The sequence below is a fragment of the Mycobacterium sp. SMC-17 genome, assembly GCF_045310915.1.
Lineage (GTDB): Bacteria > Actinomycetota > Actinomycetes > Mycobacteriales > Mycobacteriaceae > Mycobacterium.
Map to the genome: position 1 here is coordinate 1 of NZ_JBJIAK010000027.1, position 18,597 is coordinate 18,597.

Sequence of the window (18,597 nt, forward strand, 5' to 3'; positions counted from 1 at the left end):
AATTTCAGGAATCCGCGAGGTCCCAGTCGGTGGGTTCGGCCGTCCGCGAGCACTCACCCAATCTAAATGTCGGTGGGGCTGGCCCGGCTGTCCGCCGAGGATCCGACGCTGCGCATCGAGCAGAACCCGCAGACCCACCAGATCGTGTTGTGGTGCATGGGCGAAGCCCATTCCGCGGTGGTCCTGGACGCGCTGTCGCGGCGGTTCGGGGTCGCCGTCGACACCACGGAACTGCGCGTGCCGCTGCGAGAGACGTTCGGCGGCAACGCGAAAGGCCACGGTCGGCACGTCAAGCAGTCGGGCGGGCACGGGCAGTTCGCGGTGTGTGACATCACCGTCGAGCCGCTTCCGGAAGGGGCCGGATTCGAGTTCGTCGACAAGGTCGTCGGCGGGGCGGTGCCGCGCCAGTTCATCCCGAGCGTGGAGAAAGGCGTTCGCGCCCAGATGGATCGGGGCATCTGCGGGTATCCGATGGTCGACATCCGCGTGACACTGCTGGACGGCAAGGCGCACAGCGTGGACTCCTCGGACTACGCCTTCCAGCTCGCGGGCGGGCTGGCGCTGCGGGAGGCGGCCGCCGCCGCGTCGGTCAATCTGCTCGAACCCATCGACAGCGTGCACATCGTGGTGCCCGACGAAATGGTCGGTGCCGTGATGAGCGACCTGTCCGGTCGGCGTGGTCGCGTACTGGGCACCGACACCGCCGGCGATTCCTGCACCGGCATCGACGCCGAGATTCCGGAGATCGAGCTGACCCGCTACCCGATCGAACTGCGGTCGTTGTCCCACGGCGCCGGGTCCTTCACCCGCACCTTCGCCCGGTACGAACCGATGCCCGAGGCGGTGGCGGCGCGGGTGCGCTGATCCCGCCACAGTGATCCACGACTTTGGCAAACCTGATCGTGACTGACATCACCCGATGTCATAGTGTCGTCAGATTCGTGCGCGCGCGGGCGGGCACCAGGGATGTCAAAGGGGACACCGGTGGGGACACAGTCGGGGCTCAGTCTGCGTAAATCCGGCCGGTACCGCCTGGCAGTGCTTGCCGCCGCCATGGGTATCGCGGCGGCGACCAGTCAGAACGTCGCCTGGGCCGAGACCGGCACGACCGATTCACCCGGCGCGTCGGTGGGCCAGTCCGGGCCGCAGAAGCCGGGCCCCGCCAAGCCCAAGCCGGCGAGCACCGACAAGAAGGACAAGAAGAAGCCCGGCAAGAAAGCCGGCAAGGCCGAGACCGGCGTGGACAAGGCCGGCACGTCGGACGCCTCCGGCACCAAGCCGGACACGGCGCCCGATACGTCGGTCACCGACCCCAAGTCAGACGTGGAACCGGAAGCCAAACCGGAGCCCAAGTCCGACCCGAAGCCGGCCGCCAAGCCCGACCCCAAGCCGGCCGTCAAACCGGCGAAGAAGGGCTCCGATTCGGTCAAGCCTGCTGGCGACGGCAAAAAGGCACCTAAGCTCCAGCCCGCCACCGCGAGCGTCCCCGCCAAGGACGCGACGGCCGGCTCCCGCGCCGCCACAGCTGCCACCGCCCCGGCCGCGGCAACCGACAGCATCGCCCCCGCGCCGGTCAAGACGCCCGCGCCGACCACCCGGCTCGCCGCCCTGTCCGCGACCAACAACACCGTCGGCACCCTGACGACGCCGACGCCGACGCCACCGCAGCCGCTGAACCCGATCGCGAAGATCATCCAGCTGCCCGGTCGCCTCATCAACACCGTTCTGCAGGTGCTCGATCTGACGGTCTCGCAGAGCGGCCCCAAGAGCCCGTTCAACTGGTCGCCGATTTCCGAGGCGCTGTTCGCGGGGTTCCGCCGCATCGAGGACATGCTCGGGCTGAGCAAGACGCCCACCGCGGCGCCCGTCGTCCCGGAGCTGACCTACACCGGGCCAACCAGTGGCGACACCCCGACGGTGGAGCAGTTCCTGAACGCCTCGGCCAACGCCTATGTGCTCGGCGCCCAGCCGGGCGATCTGAAGCCGTTCACCGTCAACGGTTTTCAGATGCAGACGTTCAATCCGTTGTCCGGCGCCGTCGGCAAGGCGTGGGTGACGCCCGAGGGCCAGATCATCGTCGCCTACCAGGGCACGACGGGCGGCACAAACCTGTTGTTCCACCCGCTGATCGCGCTGTCGCAGATCTTCACGGACATGCAGATCATCTTCACCCACACGACGCCGCAGGCGTTCTGGGATTCGTTGGCGTTCGAGCGGAAGGTCGAAGCAGCGGCCCTCGAGCAGGGTTACACCACCGACGACATCTTCGTCACCGGTCACTCACTGGGTGGTTGGGAGGCGCAGTTCGTCGCGCAGAAGACCGGTCGCGGCGGCATCGGCTTCGAAGGCCCCGGCCTGAACACCTCGGTCCCGGGCAACGGCATCAACTCGAACTTCGTGAACATCGAGACCTACGGCGACACCGCGGCGTACTTCGCCACCGACCTGCCGGGGCTGCAGCCGTTCATGCCGGCCTACGACCCCACCGGCGGCAGCAAGCCGCACTACGGCAACATCGTGATGATCGGCGACCCGGATGCGGTGAACCCGCTGTTCAACGCGTCCGCGCTGTGGGGCCCGAACCCGATCAACAACATCATCTTCGCCGTCGACATCCTCGGTAACTTCTTCGAGCACCACCTGCCCGGCATGCAGGCCTACAACCTCGGCGTCGCACCGGATCCCGGCGTGGTGCCGTGGCTGGGCTCCTACACCGGGCCGATCAACGACTGGGCCGACCTCGACATCTACGAACTGCAGCAGGCCGCCTCCGACGCCGGTGTCCTGATCGCCCCGTAACCAGGGATTTGTGCACGATTTTCCGCGGCTGGCGCGGAAAATCGTGCACAAATCCCCGTTGATGGAACCGCGGGGCCGCCGCAAACGTCCGAATCTGTGTGCTCGACGACTACCTTCGCCGCCACGACGGCGTAATCACCCGCGCCCAAGCCCTGACCGCAGGGATCAGCGATGACGCCATCAGCCGCCGAGTCCGCTCCGGCCACTGGCTGCGCTGCGCCCCCGGAGTGTTCTTCGTCGACGATCGCGCATTCAGCGATGCGGCCCGCGTCCGCAGTGCAGTGTGGTCCTACGGCCCAGCGGCCACCGCCAGCGGACTGGCCGCCGCGTGGTGGCTGGGGATCACTCACTACGCGCCGGAGACGGTGGAAGTCACCGTGCCGAAGGTCAGCAATCACCGCAAGCGCGACGGCATCCGGGTCCGCCGCCGTGACTTGCAGCCACAGGACATCGTCGAACGCGACGGACTGCGAGTCACCGCGCTTCCACTGACCGTCATCGAAGCCGCGACGCGGCGCGGCGGTGGCGCCAGACTCATGGACACCGCGTTGCAGCGTCACGTCGAGCTGAAGAAACTCTGGGAGGTGCACCTGCGCAACAAGGGACGACACGGATCGCCTGCGGCTCGGATACTGTTGCTGGCCGCCGAAGACGGGGCCCGGTCGCAGGCTGAACGCCTACTCGTAAAACTTTTGCGCCGTAACAAGATCACCGGGTGGAAGGCCAACTGCCCGGTCGCCGGATACAAAGTCGACATCGTGTTTCCGGCAGCAAGACTCGCCATCGAAGTCGACGGCTGGGCCTATCACAGCAGTGCTGACGACTTCGAGAACGACCGAAAGCGGCAGAACGCCATCTCGCTGCTCGGTTATCAGATTTTGCGGTTCACGTGGCTCGACCTGACCGAATATCCCGACCGGGTGCTCGCCGAAATCCGGAATGCCCTGCTGTCCAGGCACGCCGCCTGAAAATTTGTGCACGATTTTCCGCGGCAACCGCGGAAAATCGTGCACAAATCCCTGGGTCAGAGCAGGCCGAGCAGCTGCAGGTCGGTGATGTACTTGACGATCACCGGCGCGGTGACGTGCGGAATGTCCTTGTCCGGGCCCAGTTTGGCCTCCTGCACGGCCTCGCGGAACACGACCACCGGTGCGATGGAGCCGTTGTGCGGGTGTTCCGGCTTCTGGTAGTTGTGCAGCAGCGGCAGCAGTGACGCCTGGCGCTGCCGGTCCGGCAGCGCCCGCAGGGTGGTCTCGAAGCGGGCCAGCCATTCGGCGTAATCATCAACGCGGGCAATGGAATACCCGGCGTCGATCAGCCAGTCGACGAACTCGTCCATGCCCAGGCCGTCCGAGTGCGGGTTCATCACGTGATAGGTGACGAACTCGCCCGCGGGCCGCACGCCGAGCGTGTCGATGGCCTCGGCGATGAATTCGACGGGCAGCCCGTCGTAGTGCGCGGCCTGCCGCTTGCCCTCGGCGTCCCGCTCGTAGAACGAGTACGGCGCGATGCCGGTCGCCACGAGCGAGAACATCATGCGGGTGAACATGTCCGGCAGGTTGAGCTGCCCGGCGTACGACGTGTCCGCGAGGATCATGTCGCAGCGGAACACCGAAACCGGCAGTCCGCAAAGGTCATTCGCCTCGCGCAGCAGCACCTCACCGGCCCACTTGCTGTTGCCATAGCCGTTGGCGTAACCGTCGTGCACGGCACGCACCGGGCTCATCACGCGCACGTCGGCCTCTTCGGTGAATGTGCCCGGCGCCAGCTGGTCACCGACGCCGATGGTCGAGACGTAGATGTACGGCTTCTGTCGGGTGGTCAGCGCGATGCGGATCAGCTCGGCGGTGCCGAGCGCGTTGGGTCCGAAGAGCTCGCTGTACGGCAGCACGTGGTTCACCAGCGCGGCGGGGTCGACGATGACGTCGACTTCGTCGGCCAGTCGCTGCCAAACCTCCTGCGACAGACCCAGATTCTCGTCGCCCTTGTCGCCGGCGATGACCTCGAGGTGATCGGCGGCCAGGGCCTGGTAGTGCGCCAGCAGCTTCGGATCACCGGAGTCGAAGGTGGCATCCAGCCGCGCCCGAGCCTCGTCGTCGGACTTGGCGCGCACCAGCGCGATCACCTTGCCGTCGACTAGGTCCATGCGCTCCAGCCATTCCAGCGCCAGATAGCGACCCAGGAATCCGGTTGCGCCCGTCAGCAATACGGTGCGAACCTCGGAGGCCGGTCCCGGCAGCGACGGCGCGGCGGCCAACGTCGCGGCGTCGATGAACTTGTCCAGCGTCAGGTCCGCAGCCCGCACCTCGACGGCGTTCTTGCCGTGCACCGAGCTGAAGCTGGGACGCTTGGCGCCACCGCTGCGTTCGTTCTCGATGTAGGCGGCCAGCGCTGCCAGATCGTTGGCGGGGCTGACGATGATGCCGACCTGCACCTCGACACCGAAGATCTCCTCGAGCAGGTTGCCGAAGGTCAACGCCGACAACGAGTCTCCACCCAAATCGGTGAAGTGGGCGTCGGCCGACACCTCGCCCGACGCACCGAGCAGCGCGCTCGCCGCACGGATGACGGTCGGCAGGGCCGGGCCCTCCGCGCCGTGCTGCCGCAGTTCGCGGAGTTCATCAGCTTGTCCGGCAGCAAGACTCACGTACAGATCTTCCAGCGCCGGGCCGTAGTGCGCCTTGAGCTTCGGCCAGGCCAGCTTGCGGATGCCGGTCAGCAGCCCGTTCTCCAGCGAGAAAGGTTCCGTCTCGATGATGAAGTCGCGGGGGATCTCGTAGGACTGCAACTCGGCGGCCTTGGCGACCTCCTGCAGCGAGTCACTGATCCGCTGCTTCAGCTCGGCGGAATCCCAACGGGCCAAGGCATCTTCGGTCGGAACCACGACGGCCAGCAGGTACGGCTGCGCGCTGTTGCCGTAGACGTAGATCTGCCGGACCAGCGGGCTGTTGTTGCTGAACGCCGCCTCCAGCTTGGCCAGCGTGACGAACTCGCCCTGCGCCAGCTTCAGCACGTTGTTGCGGCGGTCGACGTACTGGATCTGGTCGGGACCGATCTCGGCGACGACGTCGCCGGTGCGGTAGAAACCGTCCTCGTCGAAGACGCTCGCGGTGACCTCGGGCCGCTTGTAGTAACCCGGGAACAGGTACTGGGTCTTCACCAGCAGCTCACCGCGCGGGTAGGGCTGGTCGGTCAGGTAGTAGCCCAGGTCTGGCACGTCGACCAGCTTGTAGTCCAGGGTCGGCGGACGCTGGATGACGCCGTCGAAGAAGACCATGCCGGCCTCGGTGGAGCCGTAGCCCTCCAGCAGGTGGATACCGAGGAACTTCTCGACCCACGCCTTGAGCTCGTCGGTGATGGGCGCCGAGCCGGTCATCGCCTTGATGTAGCGGCCACCGATCAGGTTCTGCCGCATGTCGGCCATCACTTGCTGCTCGATGTCGTCGCGCTCGGCCTCACCGGCACCGGCGGGCACCAGCTTGTCGACGCGGCTCTGGAATTCGAGGTACAGCATCTCCCAGACGCGGGGCACCAGGTTCAGCTCGGTGGGCCGCGCCAACGCGAAATCCTCGAGCAGAGTGGACAAGTCGCTCTTGGCGGCGAAGTAGACGATGCCGCCGTTGGCCAGGCTGGAGTACAGGATGCCGCGGCCCATGACGTGGCTCATCGGCATGAACGCCAGGTTGATCGACGACTCACTGGGTCCGAACCATGCCGTGCTGGCGCGCCGCCAGAAGCTCGTCATGTTGCTCTCGGGGTACATCGCACCCTTGGGCGCACCGGTCGAGCCGGACGTGTAGATCAGCAGGGCGAGTGGGTCGGCCTCTTCGGAGACCGGGGTCGGGGCGTCCGGCAGTTCGCGGCCGCGGCTCAGCACGTCGCCGAAGGTCTCGACCGTGACGTTCAGGCCGGACAGGGCGTCGCGCGCCTGGTCGATGGCCTCACGCTCGTCGTCGACCTCCGGGTGGTGGTCGAACACCAGGAACCGGGCGGGCGCGGGGCCACCGACCGCGAGTTCGACTGCGTCGGCGACGTAGTCCACGCTGACGGCGATCAGCACCGGTTCGGTCTCGGCGACGATCGGCAGCAGCGACGACGCCGCGGAACTGGTCTGCAGCGGCACCGAGACGGCGCCGATCTGCCCGAGCGCGGTGTCGATGACGGTGTAGTCGGTGCTGGTGAAACCGAGGATGGCGACGCGGTCGCCGGCCTTCACACCGTCAGCGTGCAGGGCGGCGGCGACGGCGCGGATGCGGTCCCACAGTTCGGCGTAGGTGATGGTGTCGTACTTCGGCAGCAGCCGGGCCACGGTGCGGCCGTTCTCGGTGACGAACTCGACGGCGCGCTGCCCGAGGGCGGTCCGGTCGGCGTAGCCCTCGATGACGGTCTTCACGATCTCGGGCAGTCGCATGCCGGGCTTTTCGACCGACTCGGCGACCGACTGCAATGGCACGGCCGCGGCGAACTGCGGATCATTGGCGGACAATTCGGCGATCCGGCGGGCGAGCCCGTCGGCAGTGCTCTCGGCATGGTCAATCGACATGAAAAAACCTCACGAAAAATCGAAATCTCGAATGGGGTAGGCCCCGTTGCATCCCCACTAATTGAATGACGCTGGCGCGGCCGCCGTTGTTCCGGCGATTTCCTGCCAGTTCCCTGTGATTTGTGCACGATTTTCCGCGGTCACCGCGGAAAATCGTGCACAAATCACAGTGGTCGGCTCAGAGCAGGCCGAGCAGCTGCAGATCGGTGATGTACTTGACGATCACCGGGGCCCCGATATGCGGGATGTCCTTGTCCGCACCGATTTTCGCGTTCTGCACCGCAGCACGGAACCGATCGACCGGGGCGATCGAGCCCGCCACCGGGTAGCTCGGCTGCTGGTAGTTGTGCAGCAGCGGCAGCAGTGACGCCTGGCGCTGGCGGTCCGGCAGGCCGCGCAGAGCCGTCTCGAACCGGGCCAGCCAGTCGGCGTAATCGTCAACGCGCGCAACAGGATAACCCGCCTCGATCAGCCAGTCGACGAACTCGTCCATGCCGATGCCGTCGTCGTGCGGGTTCATCACGTGGTACGTCTCGAAGGTCGAGTCGGTTTCACCGGCCGCGACCTGCACGGCCAGCGTCGAGATGGATTCGGAGACGAACTCGACCGGCAGCCCGTCGTAGTGCGCCCGCCGGCGCTGACCCGAGGCATCCAGCTCGTAGAACGACTTCGGCGCGATGCCGGTGGCCACCAGCGAGAACATCATGCGGGTGAACATGTCCGGCAGGTTGAGCTGACCCGCGTAGGTGGTGTCGGCCAGGATCATGTCGCAGCGGAACACCGAAACCGGCAGTCCGCAAAGGTCATTCGCCTCACGCAACAGGACCTCGCCGGCCCACTTGCTGTTGCCGTAGCCATTGGCGTAGCTGTCGTCCACCGGCCGCACGGCGCTCATCACGCGTACGTCAGCCGCCTCGACGAACTCGCCGGGTGCGACGCTGCCGCCCACCGCGATGGTCGAGACGTAGGCGAACGGCTTGATGCGTGTGGTCAGGGCGATCCGGATCAGCTCGGCGGTGCCGAGGGCGTTGGGGCCGAACAGCTCGCTGTAGGGCAGCACGTGGTTGACCAGGGCGGCCGGGTCCACAATGAAGTCGACAGTGTCGGCCAGCCGCTGCCAAACCTCTTGAGAGAGGCCGAGATTGGCTTCACCCTTGTCGCCCGCGATGACCTCCAGGTGGTCGGACAGCGACCGGTAGTGCGCCAGCAGCTTCGGATCGCCGGAGTCGAACGTCGCGTCGAGCCGGGCCCGGGCGTCGGCGTCGGACTTGCCGCGCACCAGGGCGATGACCTTACCGTCGACCAGGTCCATGCGCTCCAGCCACTCCAGCGCCAGGTAGCGGCCCAGGAATCCGGTTGCGCCCGTGAGCAATACGGTCCGCACCTCCGACGCGGGGCCGGGCAGCGACGGGGCGGCGGCCAAGGTCTCGGCGTCGATGAACTTGTCCAGCGTCAGGTCCGCGGCGCGCGCCTCGGTGGCGTTCTTGCCGTGCACCGTGGAGAACGTCGGCCGCTTGCTGCCCGCGCGCTCTCCTTCGATGTAGGCCGCTACGCCCGCGAGGTCGGTGGCCGGGCTGACGATCACGCCGACGGGCACCTCGACCTCGAAGATCTCCTCCAGCAGGTTGCCGAAGGTCAACGCGGACAACGAATCTCCGCCCAGGTCGGTGAAGTGGGCGTCGCCGGCAACCTCGGAGGCGGACGCCCCGAGGGTGGCACTGACAGCGCGCAGCACGGTCTCGAGCACCGGCGCATCGGACGCGCGCAGTGAACGCAGCGCCCGCAGTTCAGCGGCCTGCCCTTCGGCCAGCTCGGCGTACAGCTGCTCCAGCTCGGCGCCGTACCGGGCCTTCAGCGTGGGCCAGGCCAGCTTGCGGACGCCGGTGAGCAGCCCGTTCTCCAGCGAGAACGGTTCGGTCTCGATGATGAAATCGCGCGGCACCTCGTACGACTGCAGCCCGGCCTCACGGGCCACCGTCTGCAGTGCGTCGGCCAGTTCGGGCCGCAGCGCCTCGGCGTCAGAAACGCCGCTCAAAGCTTCTGCGGTAGGCACGATCACGGCCAGCAGGTACGAACGAGAGCTGTTGCCGTACACGTAGATCTGGCGGATCAGCGGGCTGGTGCCGAACGCAGCCTCCAGCTTGGACACCGTCACGAACTCGCCCTGTGCCAGCTTCAGCACGTTGTTGCGGCGATCGAGGTACTGCAGGTGATCAGGACCGAGCTCGGCGACGATGTCACCGGTCCGGTAGAAGCCGTCGGCGTCGAAAACGTCAGCGGTGACGTCGGGCCGCTTGTAGTAGCCGGGGATCAAATCCGTTGACTTCAAGAGCAATTCGCCGCGCGGATGCGGACGGTCGGTGGAGAGGTAGCCGAGTTCGGGCACGTCGACCAGCTTGTAGTCGAGCACCGGCGGACGGCTCACGTGGCCGCTGACCATGACGCCGCCGGCCTCGGTAGAGCCGTACGCCTCCATCAGCTCCAGCCCGAGGAACTTCTGTACCCAGGCCTTGAGTTCGGGCGAGATCGGCGCCGACCCCGTCATGGCGACCAGCTGCCGCCCGCCGATCAGGCTGACACTGCGCTCATCGAGCACCTGCTGTTCGGCGACGCCGTCGAGGGCGCGGCGGTCGACCTCGCTCTGCACCTCCTGGTGGATCATCTCCCAGACCCGGGGCACGAACGTCATCTGCGTCGGCCGCACCAGCGCGATGTCCTCCAGCAGGGTGGACAGGTCGCTCTTGGCGGCGAAGTACACGGTGCCGCCGTGGGCCAGCGTGCGGTAGACGGTGCCGCGGCCCATCATGTGGCTCATCGGCAGGAAGCTCAGGACGATCGACGGCAGCGCGGGCTGCTGGTGCGTCAGGCCCGTCCGCCACGCGTTGGTGACGAGGCGCTCGGGGTACATGGCGTCCTTGGGGGTACCGGTGCTGCCGGAGGTGTAGATCAGCACCAGCAGGGGATCCACGTCCGCGGACACAGCGGGCTCGACGGCCGGCAGCGCGCCACCGCGCGCGACCAGATCCGCAAGAGTCTCGACCACGACGCCACGCTCGGCCAGACGCGCGACCGCCCGTTCGATGGCCTCGCGCTCGTCGTCGACCGCGGCGTGGTGGTCGAACACGACCACCCGCGTCAGTGCGGCGCCGGCGCCCAGAACCAGTTCGACGGCATCGTCGAGGAACTTCACATCGGCGAACAGCGCGCGGGGTTCGGTCTCGTCAAGAATGGGGCGCAGCTGCTCGACGGGTGCGCTGGTCTGCAGCGGAACGGCGACGACGCCGGCGCGGGCCAGGGCGGTGTCGACGATCGTGAACTCGGCGCTCGTGAAGCCGAGCATGGCGACGCGGTCGCCGGGGGCGACGGCGTCGGGCCCGCTGAGCAGGGCGTTGTCGACGGCCTGTATCTGCTGCCAGACCTCGCCGTAGGTGATGGTGTCGTAGCGTGGCAGCAGCCGCGCGACAGTGCGGCCGTTCTCGGTGACGTACTCGACGGCGCGCTGTCCGAGCGCAGGCCGGTCGGCGTAAGCGGCCATGACCGTGTGGATGATTTCAGGGAGCCGGATGCCGGGCTCTTCGAGTGCGGCGGCGACCCCGGCGAGGGGGCGCGCGGCGGCAAGTTGGGGGTCGGCAGCGCAGAGGTCAGCGATGCGCTGCGTCAGCTCGTCGGTAAATACGGTTTCTTCGTTCGACATAACAACCTCATCAATTGGTTCACCAGCGTCGCCAATTACAACGTTAGCAAAACTAACGATATGCCCGTAATGGCTGTGGGAGAAACCACACCTATTGTTCAGCGCTCGGAGGTCGATTGCACCTGCGGCGGTGCGATCGGCGCCGCCACCTTCGCGCCCGCCTGCGTTTCGTACGCACCTTCGTCACGGCCGAGCGCGATGGTCGCGGCCGCCATGGCACCGATGGACACCACGAGCGCGACGGCCTCGGCACCGGTCGTGTCGAAGCCCTCACCGAGCACCAGGGCGCCGAGTACGACAGCCACCACCGGTTCCAGCACCAGCATGGTCGGCACCGACGTCTGCAGCGCGCCGGCGTGGAAGGCCGACTGCTGCAGTACGGTCGCGACCGCTCCCAAGATGATGAGCAGGTACGGCGCCGGCGTCGTCAGCAACCCGAGCCAGCCCCGGTGCTGCAGGATCGCCATGAAGATCTTGGTGACGACCGCGACGACACCGAACAGCACGCCGACTCCGACGGCCAGCAGGACCGCGCGGGCCCAGCCGCTGCACCGCAGCGCCAACAGCACGCAACCGATGATCACCGCGGCACACACCGCGGCGACCAGCACGATAACCCCAGGTGAGGCCAGGTGTTCGTCGCGTTCAGGCCGCGCGAGCACGACGAATCCCGCCAGCCCGATGGTCAGCAGGCCGGCCCACATCCACTCCCCGCGCGTCACCCGGCGGTGTGCCTGGCGTGCGCTCAGCGGCAGCGCGAACAGCAATGCCGACACCAGCAGTGGCTGCACCACCAACAGAGATCCGTGTGCCAATGCCAGCGCCTGGAAGACATAGCCGGCGACGGCCGCGCCGGTGCCGGCCCACCACAACCGCCGGCTCAGCAGCGTCGACAGCATGACGACGCTGACGCCGTGCTCGGGCGGCACATCGATGGTCGCGCGCTGGCGCACCACGATGCCGACAGCGGCGCAGACGGCCGCGCAGAGGGCGAACAGCACCACGAGTCCGTGTTGAATCAACGGAGGCGTCCGATCAGCGTGGCCGCGTACCGCGCCACGGGGCTCACCGGAAACATCACGCCCAAAGGGTAGTCGAGCGGGACTATCTGTCCCACTCGCGAACCGAGCGTTCACCTCCACCGAGCAACGATCCGCGCCGCCGAGCGTGCGCCTCGGCGTGGCCGACCGCGGCAAGTCGCCTCGTCAGCCCCCACGCTCGGAACCAGCGCACCCGCGACGCGCCGGTCCGATTTATTGAAACCTTAAATATCTCTTATTTTTCTTAGACTTGAGGTACGGTCGGTGCCATGCACACCAGGATCGCTCTCGTCACCGGCGCTTCCCGCGGCATCGGAGCCGCCGTGGCCCAGCAGCTCGCCGGACCGAACACCCACGTCCTGGTGAACTACCGCGAGAAGGCCAAGCGCGCCAACGCCGTCGTCGACGGCATCCGGGCCGCCGGCGGCCAGGCCTCCGCGCTCGGCGCCGACGTGTCCGACGCCGCCGCGACCAAGGCCATGATCGACCGGATCGACAGCCGGTTCGGGCGCCTGGACATGCTGGTGCTCAACGCGTCCGGCGGTCTCGAGTTCGGCGCCGCAGCCGACTACGCGATGCGGCTGAACCGCGATGCCCAGCTGCGGCTCGTCGACCTGGCGCTGCCGCTGATGCCCGCCGGCGCGCAGATCGTGTTCGTCACCAGCCACGAGGCGCACTGCTATCCGCACCTGCCGGTGCCCGACGCCTACGCCCCCATCGCCGCCAGCAAGCGCGCCGGCGAAGACGCGCTGCGGGCGCTTCGGCCCGAATTCGACCGGTGCCGAATCGGATTCACGATCGTCTCGGGCGACATGATCGAGGGCACCATCATCGCCAGGCTGTACGAGCGTCGCGACCCGCAAGCGGTCGGGGCGCGCCGCAGCCAGGGCCCACTGCCGACCATCGAGCAGTTCGCGTCGGCCATCACCATCGCCGCGACCGGGCGAGACCTGCGGGACACCGTGTACGTCGGCGGCGAGGACCATCTGGTCCGGCCGGCGTGATCAGGGCTCGAGAATCACTTTGATGGCTGTGCGCTGATCCATCGCCGTGTACGCGTCTGCGACCTGAGCCAGCGGCAGGGACAGGTCGAAGACCCGGCCCGGCTCGATGGCGCCGGACAGCACGTCCGGCAGCAGCTCGTCCAGGTAGGGACGGACGGTGGCCATGCCGCCCGCGACGTGGATGTTGGTGTTGAACAGCTGCCGCACCGGCAATTCCGGGGCGCCGGCCGGTACCCCGACGAACCCCAGAGAGCCACCGGGACGGACGGCCCCCAGCGCCTGGCGCATCGAATCCTTGGTGCCGACGCACTCCAGCACGGAGTCGGCGCCGACACCGCCGAGGAGCTCCTCGATGGCCGCGATCCCCTCGTCACCGCGTTCGGCGACGATGTCCGTGGCTCCGAAGGCCCGGGCCTGATTCTGCCGGTCCTCGTGTCGCGACATCGCGATGATCCGTTCCGCACCAAGGCGTTTCGAGGCCAGCACCGCACACAGCCCGACGGCGCCGTCACCCACGACGACCACGGTGGCACCGGCGTGCACGTTCCCCGACCGGGCGGCGTGGTGGCCGGTGGACATGACGTCGGCCAGGGTCAGCAGGTGCGGGAGCAGTTCTGCGTCAGGCGATTCCGGCACCTTGACCAGGGTGCCGTCGGCGAAGGGCACCCGCACGTACTGGCCCTGCGCCCCGTCGAGCGCCTCGCCGGTCTTGGCGGTGCCGCCCCACACCCCGAAGTTGACGCACGAGGTGGTGATGCCGTTGCGACAGTGCACGCAGGTGCCGTCACTGTCGGTGAACGGCGAGATGACGAAGTCCCCGACGCGCACATCCCTGACCTCGGCGCCGACAGCTTCCACGACCCCGATGAACTCGTGGCCGATCGGATGCGGCGCAGGCGTCGGACGCACCCCGCGGTACGGCCAGAGGTCCGAACCGCACACGCAGGTCCGCACCACGCGGACCACCGCATCGCCCGGTGACTGAATCGTCGGATCGGGGCGCTCCTCGAATCGAATATCGCCCGGCCCGTGGATGATCGTGGTCTGCACGGCTGTCCCGCCCCTTTCAGGTGTCGAATCCGACCCCTGAGTCTTGCCGAATCAGCCCGTCGGCGCGAGTACCAGTCCGCCGGTGGCGGCCGGAGCGGGTGCCACCGGCGCCGGAACCGCGGCTGGTGCCGCGGCGGGCACCGCTGCCGGAACCGCCGCGGGCACGGCCACCGGAACCGCTGCGGGTACCGCGGCCGCGACGGGAGCGGGGGCCGGCAGTGCGACCGGAGCGACGGCCGGCGCGGGCACCGGAGCTGGAGCGGGCGCCGGGGCCGGCGGCGGCACCGGAGCGCCCACGCCCAGCACGCGCAGCAGGTCCGGCTTCATGGCCTGCAGCTGCTGGCCCCAGTAACCCCAGCTGTGGGTGCCGTCCTTCGGGAAGTTGAAGACCGCGTTGCGGCCACCGGCCTGCTGGTACACCTTCTGGAAGTCCCGGTTGGAGCTGATGGTCAGGTTCTCCAGGAACTGGGCGCTGTAGAGGATGCCCAGGTCGCCCGGGGTGTCGAGGTCGGACGGCGTGCCGTTGCCGCAGTACACCCAGACGGCGGTGTTGTTGGCCACCAGCTGCCGGACGTTGACGGTCGGGTCGTTGCGCTTCCAGGCCGGGTCGCTGGCGATACCCCACATCTGGGTCGGGTTGAAACCGCCGGCGTCCTTCATGGCGAAGCCGATCAGCGTGGGCCACAGACCCTGGGACGGGTTGAGGAAGCCCGAGAGCGAGCCCGCGAAGATGAACTGTGCCGGGTGCCAGATCGCGAGCGTCAGCGCCGAGCCGCCCGACATCGACAGGCCGACGACGGCGTTGCCGGTCGGCTGCACGCCCCGGTTGGCGGCCAGCCAGGCCGGCAGCTCCTGGGTCAGGAACGTCTCCCACTTGTAGGTGATGACGCCATTGTTGTTGGTGGCCGGCTGGTACCAGTCGCTGTAGAAGCTGGACTGCCCGCCGACCGGCATCACCATCGAGACGCCGGACTGGTAGTACCACTCGAACGCGGCGGTGTTGATGTCCCAGCCGCTCGCGTCGTCCTGGGCGCGCAGGCCGTCGAGCAGATACACCGCGTGCGGTCCGCCGCCCTGGAACTGGACCTTGATGTCGCGTCCCATCGCGGGTGACGGAATGTTCAGCACCTCAACCGCTTTCGCGGCCGCATGCGCCTGCGGGGCCACCGCGGGCATCGCCATTGCCGGAACCGTCAGGGCAGCGACAGCCGCCACCGCGAGCCGCCGCAGTTTCGCGCCGTAATTCTTGCCAAGAGTCGCCAACACGAGTGAAAACTAACGCCGCGCCGCGCCGGGCCGTTCGACCAACGCGCGGCGTGATCGCCTCGTTACCAAGGCGTTTGGCTATCGAGTCCAGAACCCGTCACGCCGCGCCGTGATCGGTGCCGTCACTGACGACGGTGACGTCGTCGCGGGTGCACGGTTCCTGGTGCCAGTCCCCGAACGGGTCCGAGTAGCCGGCCCACGTGTCGCGTGCCGCGAATTCCTCGTCGGTGAGCAGGGCGTCGTTCAGCGCAGCGGTCACATCGCCAGGACGGGCGCCGCACACCAGGATCGTCATCGCGGTGTGCCGGTCACCGAATTCGTTGTCCCACATCAGGTCTGCCAGCGCACGACGCTCGCGGTCCACGTAGGCCGCCTCACTGACGGTCATCGCGGCGATCCAGCGGCCGGCGTTGCTGACGCGCAGGCCACCGCCGGCCGACTCCAGCCACATGACGTGGCCGGGCCGGTTCGCCAGCCACATCCGGCCTCGCGTCCGGATCACGCCGTCCAGGAGGTGATCGATGGCGTCGTGCAGACGCTCGGGGTGGAACGGACGCCGCGCGTTGAACTCGACAATCTGAACGGGCCCTTCAGGTTTCAGGCTGGGTTGCCCCGCGAGCAGCGGCCCGTGCGGCTCGTCGGCGCGCCCCAGCCGGGCGTCGGGCCACAGCGCGCGCAGCGCGTCCTCGACCAGGCCGGGCCCGGTGACGAGCTGTGCCCGCGGCGCCAGCCGGCGGCATACCGCGAGCAGCACGGGTTCGGCGTGGGTCACGACGAGGACGTCGGCGAACTCGGCCTGCCCCACCGCCACCTGCGCGACAGTCCGGCCGTCGGGCAGTTCGTCGTCACCCAGCGCGTCGGTGAGCCAATCGCCGGCTTCGATGCACGTCACCACGCCCGCGATCACGACGTCGCGGGCAGCCGGTCCGTCGATGTATCCCGGACCCACCCGAACTCGAACATGGTTGATGGCCCAGCAGATCGGCTCGGGCTCCATCCACGGCTCCAGATGGACGACGATGCGGTTGACGTCATCGCGCCGGTGCAGCAGCCGTAGGTAGATCAGCAGATCATTGCGGACGGTGCAGGACACGCAGCCGTGGGCCAGTTCCAGCGCCGCCACGGTTTCGTTGACGATGCCGTGCGGCGCGGTGACGGTACGACGGCGCACGACGTGACCGTCGAATTGGTGCTCGACCAGCACCGTGCCCGGCGCCTTCAGTAGTTCTTCGGTCACGTAACCGGTCGGTCCCTGACCAGCCACGATGATCACCGGCGTCCGCATCGCCAACCCCTTATCGACAATCATTTTCAGTTCCGTCGGCCCTCACGCTACAGTGGCAACCGACACTTGTCGAAAACGATTTTCATTAACGATAGGGCGGACACATGTCAGCGCACTGCCAGGTCACCGGGCGCGAGCCCGGTTTCGGCAACACGGTTTCGCACTCGAACCGGCGCACCTCGCGCCGGTGGAACCCCAACATCCAGAGCAAGACCTACTACCTGCCCTCGGAAGGCCGGCGCATCCGGCTCCAGGTCAGCGCCAAGGGCATCAAGGTGATCGACCGCGACGGCATCGAAGCCGTGGTGGCGCGGCTGCGCCGGGACGGGGTGCGAATCTAGATGTCCCGCACCGATATCCGCCCAGTGGTGAAGCTCAAGTCCACCGCGGGCACCGGCTACACGTACGTCACCCGCAAGAACCGGCGCAACGATCCCGACCGCATGGTGCTGCGCAAGTACGACCCCATCATCCGCAAACACGTCGACTTCCGAGAGGAGCGCTGAGCATGGCCAAGAAGTCAAAGATCGCCAAGAACGAGCAGCGGCGGCTGACCGTCGCCCGGTACGCCGAACGCCGGGCCGAGCTCAAGGCCATCATCAAGTCCCCGGCGAGCACTGCCGACGAACAGTCGGCCGCCATGGCCGAACTCGCCCGCCAGCCGCGCGATGCCAGCGCGGTGCGGGTGCGCAACCGCGACGCCGTCGACGGCCGGCCGCGCGGCCACCTGCGCAAGTTCGGCCTGTCGCGGGTCCGGGTGCGCGAACTGGCCCACGACGGACAGCTGCCCGGCATCCGGAAAGCGAGCTGGTGATGGCGACCAAGCGCAAACCCACCCGACGCCCCGCCGCCGAGGCCAAGCGACCGGTGAAGAACATGCTGGCCAAGCTCGGCGTGGACCACCTCGACTACAAGGACACGAACAACCTGCGGTTGTTCATCTCCGAGCGCGGCAAGATCCGGTCCCGCCGCGTGACGGGCCTGACGGTGCAGCAGCAGCGGCAGGTCGCCACCGCGATCAAGAACGCCCGTGAGATGGCGCTGCTCCCCTACCCCGGGATCAGCTGAACATCGTCAACAGGGCCTGGGTCCGCCACATCGTCAGCCCGGCGAACAGGACCAACAGCACTGCCGTCACCGCGATCAGCGCCAGGAGTCGTTGCCGCGCAGGCACATACGCGAAGACCGCCGCCACCACGGTGCCGGTGACCAACCCGCCGACGTGCCCCTGCCAGCTGATCGCCTGCGCGCTGACGGCGGGCAGCACGAAGGTGATCACGAGGTTGATGACGATCAGGCCGACGATGCCGCGGACGTCGAGCTGCAGCCGGCGGAACAAGACGAAGGTCGCGCCGAAGAGACCGAAGATCGCGCCCGAGGCACCTGCTGTCGCCGAGTTCAGTGGCGACAGCAGGTACACCAGCACCGAGCCGCCCAGGCCGCTCAGGCCGTACAGCACGCCGAATCGCAAGCGGCCCAGCCACTGCTCCAGCTGCGGGCCGACGGCCCACAGCGCCCACATGTTGAACACGATGTGGGCCAGGCCGTAGTGCAGGAAGGCCGACGACGCCAGGCGGTAGTACTGGCCGTCGGCGACGGCGGGCGGCCACAGCACCAGGTCCTGCTGCATCTGCACCGAGGTGTGCTGCAGCACGAACATCACGATGTTGACCGCGATCAGTGTGTAGGTGACCAGCGAGCCCTTGGAGATCCGGCCGCCGAAGTGGGTCCGGGCCTGCCGCACCGTTCGCTTGCCTTCGTTGACGCACTCTGGGCACTGCTGGCCCACCGCTGCGGCGGTCATGCAGTCCGGGCAGATCGGGCGGGCGCACCGGCTGCAGCTCACGTACGTCGGGCGGTTCGGATGCCGGTAGCAGGTCGGCGTCGGGACGGTCATCAGTGAGTGCGATCTTCCG

At 67.8% G+C, this 18,597-nt stretch carries 14 protein-coding genes and 1 pseudogene; 8 read left to right on the plus strand and 7 right to left on the minus strand.

From position 1 onward, the window contains the following. Positions 1-66 precede the first annotated feature (66 nt). The 3 genes and pseudogenes from ACJH7A_RS17710 to ACJH7A_RS17720 all read left to right on the plus strand — a co-directional run. Positions 67-864, plus strand: a pseudogene (locus tag ACJH7A_RS17710) (elongation factor G-like protein EF-G2); the annotation flags it as partial. Positions 865-984: 120 nt separating this feature from the next. Further along, on the plus strand, positions 985-2,799 hold the full coding sequence (locus ACJH7A_RS17715; RefSeq protein WP_406802442.1) for a hypothetical protein: 1,815 nt from the start codon (positions 985-987) through the stop codon (positions 2,797-2,799). Positions 2,800-2,897: 98 nt separating this feature from the next. Then, a complete protein-coding gene (locus ACJH7A_RS17720) occupies positions 2,898-3,767 on the plus strand; it encodes a DUF559 domain-containing protein (RefSeq protein ID WP_406802443.1) in 870 nt (289 codons plus the stop codon). A 56-nt stretch (positions 3,768-3,823) separates the two neighbouring features. Here the strand turns inward: ACJH7A_RS17720 and car (ACJH7A_RS17725) are convergent, their stop codons facing one another. The 3 genes from car (ACJH7A_RS17725) to ACJH7A_RS17735 all read right to left on the minus strand — a co-directional run bounded on the left by car (ACJH7A_RS17725) (position 3,824) and on the right by ACJH7A_RS17735 (position 12,058). Continuing rightward, complete coding sequence (gene car, locus ACJH7A_RS17725) at positions 3,824-7,342, minus strand: carboxylic acid reductase (RefSeq protein ID WP_406802444.1); 3,519 nt, start codon at positions 7,340-7,342, stop codon at positions 3,824-3,826. Between the two features lie 178 nt (positions 7,343-7,520). Then, complete coding sequence (gene car, locus ACJH7A_RS17730; RefSeq protein ID WP_406802445.1) at positions 7,521-11,036, minus strand: carboxylic acid reductase; 3,516 nt, start codon at positions 11,034-11,036, stop codon at positions 7,521-7,523. A 98-nt stretch (positions 11,037-11,134) separates the two neighbouring features. After that, a complete protein-coding gene (locus ACJH7A_RS17735) occupies positions 11,135-12,058 on the minus strand; it encodes a DMT family transporter (protein WP_406802446.1) in 924 nt (307 codons plus the stop codon). A 287-nt stretch (positions 12,059-12,345) separates the two neighbouring features. On the opposite strand from ACJH7A_RS17735, the gene ACJH7A_RS17740 reads away from it, so the two are divergent. Then, entirely contained in the window at positions 12,346-13,080 is a 735-nt protein-coding gene (locus ACJH7A_RS17740) for an SDR family oxidoreductase (protein WP_061010105.1), read from the plus strand. Here ACJH7A_RS17740 and ACJH7A_RS17745 read toward each other — a convergent pair whose 3' ends face one another. The 3 genes from ACJH7A_RS17745 to mrf form a co-directional block, all read right to left on the minus strand. Beyond that, the gene (locus ACJH7A_RS17745; RefSeq protein ID WP_406802447.1) at positions 13,081-14,130 is read right to left on the minus strand and encodes a zinc-dependent alcohol dehydrogenase family protein; all 1,050 of its coding nucleotides are present in this window, start codon (positions 14,128-14,130) and stop codon (positions 13,081-13,083) included. 51 nt (positions 14,131-14,181) lie between these two features. Beyond that, positions 14,182-15,312, minus strand: a complete 1,131-nt coding sequence (locus ACJH7A_RS17750) for an alpha/beta hydrolase family protein (protein ID WP_346415344.1) — start codon at positions 15,310-15,312, stop codon at positions 14,182-14,184. A 181-nt stretch (positions 15,313-15,493) separates the two neighbouring features. Next, positions 15,494-16,681 carry a ribosome hibernation factor-recruiting GTPase MRF gene (gene mrf, locus ACJH7A_RS17755; protein WP_406802478.1) on the minus strand — a complete coding sequence of 396 codons (1,188 nt, stop codon included), beginning with the start codon at positions 16,679-16,681 and terminating at the stop codon, positions 15,494-15,496. A gap of 104 nt (positions 16,682-16,785) precedes the next feature. Between mrf and rpmB the strand changes: the two genes are divergently transcribed. From rpmB to rpsR, 4 genes are read left to right on the plus strand one after another with little or no spacing between them, the layout of a single operon-like run. Next, entirely contained in the window at positions 16,786-17,022 is a 237-nt protein-coding gene (gene rpmB, locus ACJH7A_RS17760) for a 50S ribosomal protein L28 (RefSeq protein WP_061010101.1), read from the plus strand. Beyond that, positions 17,023-17,187 carry a 50S ribosomal protein L33 gene (rpmG, locus tag ACJH7A_RS17765; protein ID WP_020099644.1) on the plus strand — a complete coding sequence of 55 codons (165 nt, stop codon included), beginning with the start codon at positions 17,023-17,025 and terminating at the stop codon, positions 17,185-17,187. Between the two features lie 2 nt (positions 17,188-17,189). After that, entirely contained in the window at positions 17,190-17,495 is a 306-nt protein-coding gene (gene rpsN, locus ACJH7A_RS17770) for a 30S ribosomal protein S14 (RefSeq protein WP_406802448.1), read from the plus strand. Continuing rightward, the gene (gene rpsR, locus ACJH7A_RS17775) at positions 17,495-17,749 is read left to right on the plus strand and encodes a 30S ribosomal protein S18 (RefSeq protein ID WP_318984036.1); all 255 of its coding nucleotides are present in this window, start codon (positions 17,495-17,497) and stop codon (positions 17,747-17,749) included. Before rpsN ends, rpsR begins: the two co-directional genes overlap by 1 nt. On the opposite strand, the gene ACJH7A_RS17780 is transcribed toward rpsR, so the two are convergent. After that, positions 17,742-18,578 (minus strand): rhomboid family intramembrane serine protease, encoded by an 837-nt coding sequence (locus tag ACJH7A_RS17780; RefSeq protein ID WP_406802449.1) that lies wholly within the window; start codon positions 18,576-18,578, stop codon positions 17,742-17,744. The two genes, rpsR and ACJH7A_RS17780, sit on opposite strands and share 8 nt — an antisense overlap. Positions 18,579-18,597: the final 19 nt, after the last annotated feature.

Bases quoted from the DNA above. Each gene is read 5' to 3' on its own strand.
- rpsN (WP_406802448.1), top strand. From the start codon at position 17,190: ATGGCCAAGAAGTCAAAGATCGCCAAGAACGAGCAGCGGCGGCTGACC.
- car (WP_406802444.1), bottom strand. From the start codon at position 7,342: ATGTCGATTGACCATGCCGAGAGCACTGCCGACGGGCTCGCCCGCCGG.
- car (WP_406802445.1), bottom strand. From the start codon at position 11,036: ATGTCGAACGAAGAAACCGTATTTACCGACGAGCTGACGCAGCGCATC.
- rpmB (WP_061010101.1), top strand. From the start codon at position 16,786: ATGTCAGCGCACTGCCAGGTCACCGGGCGCGAGCCCGGTTTCGGCAAC.
- rpsR (WP_318984036.1), top strand. From the start codon at position 17,495: ATGGCGACCAAGCGCAAACCCACCCGACGCCCCGCCGCCGAGGCCAAG.
- mrf (WP_406802478.1), bottom strand. From the start codon at position 16,681: ATGCGGACGCCGGTGATCATCGTGGCTGGTCAGGGACCGACCGGTTAC.
- rpmG (WP_020099644.1), top strand. From the start codon at position 17,023: ATGTCCCGCACCGATATCCGCCCAGTGGTGAAGCTCAAGTCCACCGCG.
- ACJH7A_RS17740 (WP_061010105.1), top strand. From the start codon at position 12,346: ATGCACACCAGGATCGCTCTCGTCACCGGCGCTTCCCGCGGCATCGGA.
- ACJH7A_RS17750 (WP_346415344.1), bottom strand. From the start codon at position 15,312: ATGGCGATGCCCGCGGTGGCCCCGCAGGCGCATGCGGCCGCGAAAGCG.
- ACJH7A_RS17780 (WP_406802449.1), bottom strand. From the start codon at position 18,578: ATGACCGTCCCGACGCCGACCTGCTACCGGCATCCGAACCGCCCGACG.